Source organism: Methyloceanibacter sp., assembly GCF_050728395.1.
GTDB lineage: Bacteria > Pseudomonadota > Alphaproteobacteria > Rhizobiales > Methyloligellaceae > Methyloceanibacter.
In genome coordinates, this window is the sequence record NZ_JBOHJB010000030.1 from 26,711 (window position 1) to 34,971 (window position 8,261).

General features: G+C 63.2%; 10 protein-coding genes. 9 read left to right on the forward strand and 1 reads right to left on the reverse strand.

Annotation, left to right across the window (positions count from 1 at the left end):
- Positions 1–101 precede the first annotated feature (101 nt).
- Entirely contained in the window at positions 102–668 is a 567-nt protein-coding gene (locus tag ACREC7_RS07420; RefSeq protein ID WP_431555050.1) for an invasion associated locus B family protein, read from the reverse strand.
- A gap of 492 nt (positions 669–1,160) precedes the next feature.
- Between ACREC7_RS07420 and coxB the strand changes: the two genes are divergently transcribed.
- From coxB to ACREC7_RS07465, 9 genes are all read left to right on the forward strand, one after another.
- Positions 1,161–1,988 (forward strand): cytochrome c oxidase subunit II, encoded by an 828-nt coding sequence (gene coxB, locus ACREC7_RS07425; RefSeq protein ID WP_431555051.1) that lies wholly within the window; start codon positions 1,161–1,163, stop codon positions 1,986–1,988.
- Between the two features lie 80 nt (positions 1,989–2,068).
- On the forward strand, positions 2,069–3,676 hold the full coding sequence (gene ctaD / locus ACREC7_RS07430; RefSeq protein WP_431555052.1) for a cytochrome c oxidase subunit I: 1,608 nt from the start codon (positions 2,069–2,071) through the stop codon (positions 3,674–3,676).
- Positions 3,677–3,766: 90 nt separating this feature from the next.
- On the forward strand, positions 3,767–4,726 hold the full coding sequence (locus ACREC7_RS07435) for a heme o synthase (RefSeq protein ID WP_431555053.1): 960 nt from the start codon (positions 3,767–3,769) through the stop codon (positions 4,724–4,726).
- A complete protein-coding gene (locus tag ACREC7_RS07440) occupies positions 4,726–4,872 on the forward strand; it encodes a hypothetical protein (RefSeq protein WP_431555054.1) in 147 nt (48 codons plus the stop codon). Before ACREC7_RS07435 ends, ACREC7_RS07440 begins: the two co-directional genes overlap by 1 nt.
- A 6-nt stretch (positions 4,873–4,878) precedes the next feature.
- Positions 4,879–5,469: a cytochrome c oxidase assembly protein gene (locus tag ACREC7_RS07445; RefSeq protein WP_431555055.1), complete on the forward strand. Its 591-nt coding sequence runs from the start codon at positions 4,879–4,881 to the stop codon at positions 5,467–5,469.
- Between the two features lie 58 nt (positions 5,470–5,527).
- Positions 5,528–6,415 carry a cytochrome c oxidase subunit 3 gene (locus tag ACREC7_RS07450; RefSeq protein WP_431555056.1) on the forward strand — a complete coding sequence of 296 codons (888 nt, stop codon included), beginning with the start codon at positions 5,528–5,530 and terminating at the stop codon, positions 6,413–6,415.
- Positions 6,416–6,504: 89 nt separating this feature from the next.
- A complete protein-coding gene (locus ACREC7_RS07455; RefSeq protein ID WP_431555057.1) occupies positions 6,505–6,885 on the forward strand; it encodes a DUF983 domain-containing protein in 381 nt (126 codons plus the stop codon).
- 8 nt (positions 6,886–6,893) lie between these two features.
- Positions 6,894–7,613, forward strand: coding sequence for an SURF1 family protein (locus tag ACREC7_RS07460; protein ID WP_431555058.1), 720 nt, complete (start codon positions 6,894–6,896; stop codon positions 7,611–7,613).
- Positions 7,614–7,658: 45 nt separating this feature from the next.
- Positions 7,659–8,261: pyridoxal-phosphate dependent enzyme (locus ACREC7_RS07465; protein ID WP_431555059.1), on the forward strand; the 603-nt coding region annotated here is incomplete at its 3' end.

The following is an 8,261-nucleotide window of genomic DNA, read 5'->3' on the forward strand; positions in this document are numbered from 1 at the left end:
GTCGCCGTCTCGTCCGCACAACCCTGCACGGGCGAGGCGCGAGTCCGTCCCCCGACGGATGCTTGGTCGACGGTACATCCTGCCGTCGACCCTTTTTTTGCCTATTTCAGATTCGCCAGCGCGTCGCCGAAGCCTTGCAAGCTGACCGGGATGCCGATGCCGGCCTCAGGCGTGTCGAAGATGATGAACATGGCGGTGCCTCCGCCCATCATCTTCTTGATCACCTCGTCTTGCAGCACCACCTCGGCGATGCAGCCCTTCTTGCTGCATTTGAGGAACGGCGCGTTGCCGATGTCCTGGTTGTCGATCTTGAGCCCAAGTCCGGTGGGCAGGAGCACGCCGAGCGGCACCACGACGCGCAACAGCTTCTTGTCCTCGCCGATTGCTTTATAGAACACCACGGTCAGCCCGACATTGGGCCGGTCCTCGGCGGTGACGCTTTGCACCAGCGCGCATTTCTCCTCCTTGGCGCCGGGCGGCGTGCGGCAGCTCACCTGCCAGGCGCCGTAGGTTTGCTTCACCACGCTGCCGGCGCCGGTCACCTGCGTGTCTGCGTCTTGCGCACTCGCGGGGAGCGCGCCGATAAGCGCAGCGGCAAATACAGCGGCAAGCACCGTGGAGGAAGGGCGGCTTGGGTCTGACAAAGAGGCTTCAGTCGCTTGCGGCATGGGGGCAGCGCGCGCTTACGCGGGTGCTCCCTCGATCGATGACAAGGCGTGCTTCCCAGGTGCCGGCCATGGCGACCTTATGCGGAATGCTGTCTCAACCGGTCAAGCCGGAACTATGCACGCCTTCGCCGAGCATTGGGGCCAATTTTCGACGCTTCTTGCCGAAGCCGCGTTCTTCTTGTCAAAAACTGGTATCGAGCGTGCATATGCCGCAATCACCCCAAATCTTGAGTGTTGCCAAGCAATAGTCTTTATGATTTGAAAACGGGAACAAAGCTCTAAGGGGCCTGCATCCTCGCGCGGCCCTCCCGGGCGACAACAAAGCTGGGGGCGACGCCGTTCACCGCGAACATTTTTCCGCGCCGCCCTGCCTTTCGCCAACTGGCGTGGGGTTTGAGATGCCGTCCACGTCGTTGGCACGTCGGTCGCTGTCAGCCCTTCACAGGCCGGCGGGCGCGGACGTATACAGGTTTGGGCTTTGGGAGTGACGGAATGGCGATTTTCAATCGGATGCTGATGTTGATGAATGGCGCCGCGATCCTCGCGGGCGCAGGTCCGGCACTGGCCGGCGAGGGTCAGCCGTCACCTTGGCAGATGACCTTTCAAAACGCCGCCACGCCGGTCATGGAGCAGATCACCTCGTTCCATACCTTCGTCACCATAATCATTACCCTGATCGCGCTCTTTGTGATGGGCCTGTTGATCTATGTCATGGTCCGCTTCAACGAGCAGCGCCATCCCCAGTCCTCGCGCACCACCCACAACACGACGATCGAGATCGCTTGGACGGTGATTCCGGTTTTGATTTTGGTCGCTATCGCCATTCCCTCGTTCCGCCTGCTGTTCGCCCAATACGATTTCCCCAAGGCCGATCTCACCGTCACCGCCACCGCCAGTCAGTGGTATTGGACCTACGAATATCCGGATCAGGGCATCACCTTCGCCTCGATCATCGTGCCCGATGCCGATTTGAAGCCCGATCAGCCGCGGCTCCTCACCGTCGACCACGAGTTGGTGGTGCCGGTGAACAAGAACGTCATCGTGCAGGTGAAAGCAACCGACGTGATCCATGATTTTGCGGTGCCGTCCTTCGGCATCAAGCTCGACGCGGTGCCCGGCAGATTGCAGCGGACTTGGTTCAGGGCCGAGCGCACCGGCATGTTCTACGGACAGTGCTCGGAGCTCTGCGGCCGCAATCATGCCTTCATGCCGATCGCGGTCCACGTCGTGTCGGATGAGGAGTTCGCCGATTGGCTCAACAAGCAGAAGTCAAGCGCCTCGGGCGACGAGGCCGGCAAGGTGGCCACGGCCGAGAAATAGAGGAGCCGCTCTGGCTCGAGCGGCGCGGAGCGTCGCTTGCGACCGAGCAAATGACGGAAAAGAACCCGAGGAAGACTAAGATGGCAGCACAAAGCGTCCACGCCGAAGTCGCAGCCCATGACGAGCATCCAACCGGATGGCGGCGCTGGGTGTTTTCGACCAATCACAAAGACATCGGCACGATGTATCTCACTCTTGCCTTGGTTGGCGGCGTTATCGGCGGTGTCCTCTCCATGGGCATGCGCGCCGAGCTGATGGAACCTGGCATGCAGATTTTCGGCGACCCGGAAGTCTTCAACGTGTTCGTCACCGCGCACGGCCTGATCATGGTGTTCTTCATGGTCATGCCGTCGACCATGGGCGGCTTCGGCAACTGGATGGTGCCGCTGATGATCGGCGCGCCTGACATGGCCTTTCCGCGCATGAACAACATTTCCTTCTGGCTGCTGCCTGCCTCCTTCTCGCTGCTCATCCTTTCTTTGTTCATGCCCGGACCTCCCGGCGGCCACGGCGTCGGCGGCGGCTGGACCATCTATGCGCCGCTCTCGACCAGCGGCACACCCGGCGTGGCCATGGACTTCGCCATCCTGTCGCTGCATCTCGCCGGCGCCTCATCGATTCTCGGCGCCATCAATTTCATCACCACCATCTTCAACATGCGCGCGCCTGGCATGACGCTGCATAAGATGCCGCTATTCGTCTGGTCGGTGCTGGTGACTGGTTTCCTGCTGCTGCTGTCGCTGCCGGTGCTCGCCGGCGCCATCACCATGCTGTTGACCGACCGCAATTTCGGCACGGCGTTCTTCGATAGCGCCCATGGCGGCGATCCGCTGCTCTGGCAGCATCTCTTCTGGTTCTTCGGTCACCCAGAGGTCTATATCCTGATCCTGCCCGGCTTCGGCATCGTCAGCCAGATCGTCTCGACCTTCTCCAAGAAGCCGATCTTCGGCTATCTCGGCATGGCCTATGCCATGGTCGCCATCGGTGTGATCGGCTTCGTGGTGTGGGCGCATCACATGTATGCGGCCGGCATCAGCGTCAACACGCAGGCCTATTTCGTATTCGCCACCATGGTGATCGCGGTGCCGACCGGCATCAAGATATTCTCCTGGATCGCCACCATGTGGGGCGGGTCGCTTTCCTTCCGCGCCCCCATGCTGTGGGCGCTCGGCTTCATCTTCCTGTTCACCATCGGCGGCGTTACCGGTGTGGTGCTGGCCAATGCCGGCGTCGACCGCTCCTTCCACGACACCTATTACGTCGTGGCCCACTTCCACTACGTGCTGTCGCTCGGCGCCGTGTTCTCCATCTTCGGCGCTTGGTATTATTGGTTCCCGAAGATGTCGGGCTACATGTACAACGAGACGGCAGCCAAGCTGCATTTCTGGCTGATGTTCATCGGCGCCAATCTGACCTTCTTCCCGCAGCACTTCCTCGGCCTCGCCGGCATGCCGCGCCGCTATGCCGACTATCCCGACGCGTTTGCGGGCTGGAACTTCGTCTCCTCGATCGGCTCCTACATGGCCTTCGCCGGCTTCCTAGTATTCCTGTTCGGCATCGCTCAGGCCTTTGCCCGCAAGGTGCACGCACCGGCCAATCCCTGGGGGGTGGGCGCCACCACGCTCGAATGGACGCTGCCCTCGCCGCCGCCCTTCCACAGCTATGAGACGCTACCGCGCATCAAGTGACGAAGGCGGGGAACCGCAACGATATTGGCACGGTCGCGAGCGCCAAGCTGGGCTCGCGGCCTTCGCCGTTCTTGAGTGGGTGATTGAGGCATGGCCGAAGCCGGTTTGAACGCAGGCGCAGAAGCGCTCGTCACCGCCGAGGGTGGCGGCGACGTCGCCGAATATTTCGCGCTGATGAAGCCGAGGGTGATGTTCCTCGTGGTGTTCACCGCGCTGGTCGGGCTCGTGGCGGCGCCAGGTCACATGCACCCGGTGCTGGCGGTCGCGGCACTCGTTTGCATCGCCGTAGGCGCCGGTGCCGCTGGCGCGCTGAACATGTGGTACGACGCCGATATCGACGCCCGCATGGCGCGGACCTCGGCGCGGCCCATTCCGAGAGGCAGGATCACCGCCGACGAGGCTCGCGCCTTCGGCACGGTGCTTGCCGTGGGCTCGGTGATTTGCCTTGGCCTGATGCTGAACTGGGTGGCTGCCGGCTTGCTCGCGCTCACCATCGGCTTCTACGTCTTCGTCTACACCATGTGGCTCAAGCGCATCACACCGCAGAACATCGTGATCGGCGGGGCCGCCGGCGCCGTGCCGCCGATGATCGGCTGGGCCGCGGCCACCGGTACGGTGAGCCTCGAAAGCTTTGTTCTGTTCCTCATCATCTTCATGTGGACGCCGCCGCATTTCTGGGCGCTGGCGATTCTGCGCGTGCGCGACTACGAGCGCGCCGGCGTGCCCATGCTGCCGGTGGTGAAAGGCGAGGACGAGACGCGCCGGCAGATCCTCATCTACAGCCTGATCCTCGCCCCGCTCGGCTGCGTGCCGGCGATCGTCGGTCTCGGCGGAGGGCTCTACACCGTTGCCGCTGGGTTCCTCGGCGCCTTCTTCGTGATGTTCGCCTATGCCTGCTACAGCGAGCGGGTGGGACCTGACGCCGAGCGGGCGGCCAAGAATCTGTTCGCCTATTCGGTGTTGTACCTGTTCCTGTTGTTCGCGGTGCTCCTGGTGGAGCAGGGCTTCGGCCTCGGCCGGAGCTCCATCCCGCTCTTCTGGACCTCGTGATGACCGATGAAGAAGACGAGCGCCAACGTCGCCAACGCACGCGGTCCCTCGCCATCGCCTGGGCACTCGCCGCGCTCGCCATCCTGTTCTTCGTCGTCACCATGGTCAGGCTCGGCGCCAATGTCGCTCATCCTCTCGTCAAGTGAGCCATCATGAGCAAAGACACCGATCCTAAGCGCCGGCACTCCATCTTGGCGCTGTCCCTTGTCGGCCTCGTCGCCGGCATGGTCGGCTTGTCGTTCGCCTCGGTGCCGCTCTACCGCATGTTCTGCCAGGTGACCGGCTATGGCGGCGTCCCCCAGCGCGCCGAGAAGGCTCCCGGCGAGGTGCTCGACCGCACCGTCACTATCCGCTTCGACGGCAATGTGGATCGCGCGCTACCCTGGACGTTCGGCCCGGTCCAGCAGACCCTGGACGTGAAGATCGGCGAGACGGCGCTTGCCTTCTTCAAGGCAAGCAACAACAGCGCCGTTCCGGTGACCGGCAGGGCGATCTTCAACGTGTCGCCGGAGCTCGCCGGCCGCTATTTCACGAAGATCGAATGCTTCTGCTTCAAGCAGCAGACCCTTGCCGCCGGGGAGACGGTCGAGATGCCGGTGACCTTCTTCGTCGATCCCAAATTCGTCGAGGACGAGGACACCAAGGACATCACCGAGATCACGCTGTCCTATACTTTTTATCGCAGCGATGAACCCAATTCACCGGCCGCCGCGGCGCCTGAGGGCGATGGGTCGAAATCGTAACAGAGGAACGTAGAGGCGCTTGGCGCCTTGAGCGAAGGGAAGCGAACGGGAGAAACTGATGGCCGAAGCGCACGCCAAGCACCACGACTACCATCTCGTCAATCCAAGCCCGTGGCCCATCGTCGGCGCCGTCGGCGCCTTCACGCTGGCGATCGGCGCCATCATGTACTTCGTCTCGAAGAAGGCCGGCACGCCCCATCTCTGGTACGCGCTCCCCGGCCTCTCGATCGTCATCTTCACCATGTTTGGCTGGTGGCGCGACGTCATCAAGGAGGCGCAAGAGGGCTACGAGACGCCGGTGGTGCAGATGCACCTGCGCTACGGGATGATCCTGTTCATCGCCTCCGAGGTGATGTTCTTCGTCGCCTGGTTCTGGGCCTATTTCGACGCGGCGCTCTATCCCGACGACGCCATCACCTATGCGCGGACCGCGGTGCTCGGCGGGCAGTGGCCGCCGGTGCCGAGCGCCGACACCGATGTCGCCGGGCTTGGCTGGTTCGCCCACACCTTCAATCCCTGGGGTCTGCCTTTCGTCAACACCCTGATCCTGCTCACCTCGGGCACCACGGTGACCTGGGCGCATCATTCGCTGCTCGAGGGTAATCGGCGCGGTCTCGTGCTCGGCCTGCTCTGCACCGTGATCCTCGGCATCCTGTTCACCGTCTGCCAGGCCTATGAGTACATTCATGCGGGCTTCGGCTTCGCCAATCACATCTACGGCTCGACTTTCTTCATGGCGACCGGCTTCCACGGGTTCCACGTCATCGTCGGCACCATCTTCCTGACGGTGTGCCTGGTCAGGGCCATGCGCGGGGCGTTCACGCCGAAGCTTCATTTCGGCTTCGAGGCTGCGGCCTGGTACTGGCACTTCGTCGACGTGGTGTGGCTGTTCCTGTTCACCTGCATCTATGTGTGGGGGTCGGGAGCCAACTATCCGCCCGGCTAAGGTTTGACGCGCTGAGTTTGCGGGGGGCGGCGAGCGGCCGCCCCCTTTTTCGTTTGGAGAATCGGGAGCAAGAGGCAAAGTTGCCGGCCATGACCACGCATGACGCGCCATCGCTCGCCTCGACCATCATCGCCGGGCTGACCGGCCGCTGTCCGGCCTGCGGGCGAGGCAAGATGTTTGCCGGTTATCTCACGCTCGCCCCTCGCTGCAACTTTTGCGGCCTCGATTACAGCTTCGCCGATTCGGGCGACGGTCCCGCCGTGTTCGTCATTCTGGTGACCGGATTCATCGTGGTCGGCGCGGCCCTCTACGTGGAGATGGTCTACGCGCCGCCTTACTGGCTGCACGCGGCACTGTGGGGCCCTCTTGCCATTCTGCTGCCCTTGCTCCTGCTCAGGTCGTTCAAGGGCGTGCTCATCGCGCTGCAATACAAGAACAAGGCGCAAGAAGGCCGGCTCGCCTCGGAGTGAGCGAAGCCATGCAAGCGCGCGGTCTCCTTCTCCTCAGCGCATGTTCGGCAGCGGCGCTTGCCGTTCTGATCGGGCTTGGGCTGTGGCAATTGCAGCGTCTGCAATGGAAAGAGGGCCTCATCGCGCAGATCGAAGCGCGCGTGAAGGCGGAGCCGGTCTCTCTGAAAGAGGCCGTGGCGCGCGCCGGCGCGGGCGAGGATGTCAGCTATTTGCGCGTTCGCACCGAGGGCCTCTTCGACAACGCCAAGGAGCGTTATCTCTTTGCCGTGTCGGACGGAACGCCGGGCTGGCACGTGATCGCGCCGCTTCGAACGGCGGACGGAGAGGTGGTCCTGGTCGACCGCGGCTTCGTGCCCGACGCGCTCAAGGATCCGGCTGCAAGGCCGCAAGGCGAGCCAAGAGGTGCCGTCTTGGTGACCGCCTTGGCCCGGCCTGCCGAGCCCCAAGGGCTGTTCGTGCCCGACAACGAGGTCGAGCGGAACCACTGGTTCTGGCGCGATCTCAAGGCCATGACCAGGTCCATGTTGGGAGGGGACGCCAAAGAGGTGGCGCCCTTCTTCCTGGAGGCCGAGAAGAGCGACGTCCCCGGCGGCTGGCCGCGGGGCGGAGAGACGAGGCTCGATCTTCCCAACAACCACCTGCAATACGCGCTAACCTGGTTTGCCCTCGCCCTTTGCCTTGTGGTCATCTATGTCGTCTATGTGCGAACGAGGCTCAAGGCGGCGTGATCCGTCCCCTTCGGCCAGGCGCTTGAAATCCTTTAGAGGTCTGTTTTGCGGTATGTGAGCACCAGGGGCAAAGCTTTAGCGCTTCCCTTCGAAGGCGCGCTGCTTGCGGGCCTTGCCAGGGACGGCGGGCTCTATATGCCGGAGGCTTGGCCGCGCCTTTCCGCTGCCGAGATCGAGAGCCTGGCCGGGCTCGACTATGAAGAAGCTGCCTATCGCATCATGCGCCCCTATCTTGAGGGCGATCCGAGCCTCTCCGATCTCGAAGCCGTGCTCGACGAAGCCTATGGCGGCTTCCATCACCCGGCCATCGCGCCGCTTCGCCAGATCGGGCCTGCGAGCTGGCTGCTCGAGTTGTTTCACGGGCCGACGCTCGCCTTCAAGGACCTCGCCATGCAGGTGGTGGCGAGGCTGATGAACCGGGCGCTCGAGCGGCGCGGCTCTCGCGCCACCGTGGTCGGCGCCACCTCTGGCGACACTGGTGCCGCGGCGATCGAAGCCTTTCGCGGCCTCGACATGGTCGACATCTTCATCCTGCACCCGAAGGGGCGGGTGACCGAAGTGCAGCGCCGGCAGATGACGAGCGCGCATGAGCCGAACGTGCACAACATCGCGGTTGAAGGCACCTTCGACGACTGCCAAGGGATTCTA

Bases quoted from the DNA above. Each gene is read 5' to 3' on its own strand.
- ACREC7_RS07420 (WP_431555050.1), bottom strand. From the start codon at position 668: ATGCCGCAAGCGACTGAAGCCTCTTTGTCAGACCCAAGCCGCCCTTCC.
- coxB (WP_431555051.1), top strand. From the start codon at position 1,161: ATGGCGATTTTCAATCGGATGCTGATGTTGATGAATGGCGCCGCGATC.
- ctaD (WP_431555052.1), top strand. From the start codon at position 2,069: ATGGCAGCACAAAGCGTCCACGCCGAAGTCGCAGCCCATGACGAGCAT.
- ACREC7_RS07435 (WP_431555053.1), top strand. From the start codon at position 3,767: ATGGCCGAAGCCGGTTTGAACGCAGGCGCAGAAGCGCTCGTCACCGCC.
- ACREC7_RS07440 (WP_431555054.1), top strand. From the start codon at position 4,726: ATGACCGATGAAGAAGACGAGCGCCAACGTCGCCAACGCACGCGGTCC.
- ACREC7_RS07445 (WP_431555055.1), top strand. From the start codon at position 4,879: ATGAGCAAAGACACCGATCCTAAGCGCCGGCACTCCATCTTGGCGCTG.
- ACREC7_RS07450 (WP_431555056.1), top strand. From the start codon at position 5,528: ATGGCCGAAGCGCACGCCAAGCACCACGACTACCATCTCGTCAATCCA.
- ACREC7_RS07455 (WP_431555057.1), top strand. From the start codon at position 6,505: ATGACCACGCATGACGCGCCATCGCTCGCCTCGACCATCATCGCCGGG.
- ACREC7_RS07460 (WP_431555058.1), top strand. From the start codon at position 6,894: ATGCAAGCGCGCGGTCTCCTTCTCCTCAGCGCATGTTCGGCAGCGGCG.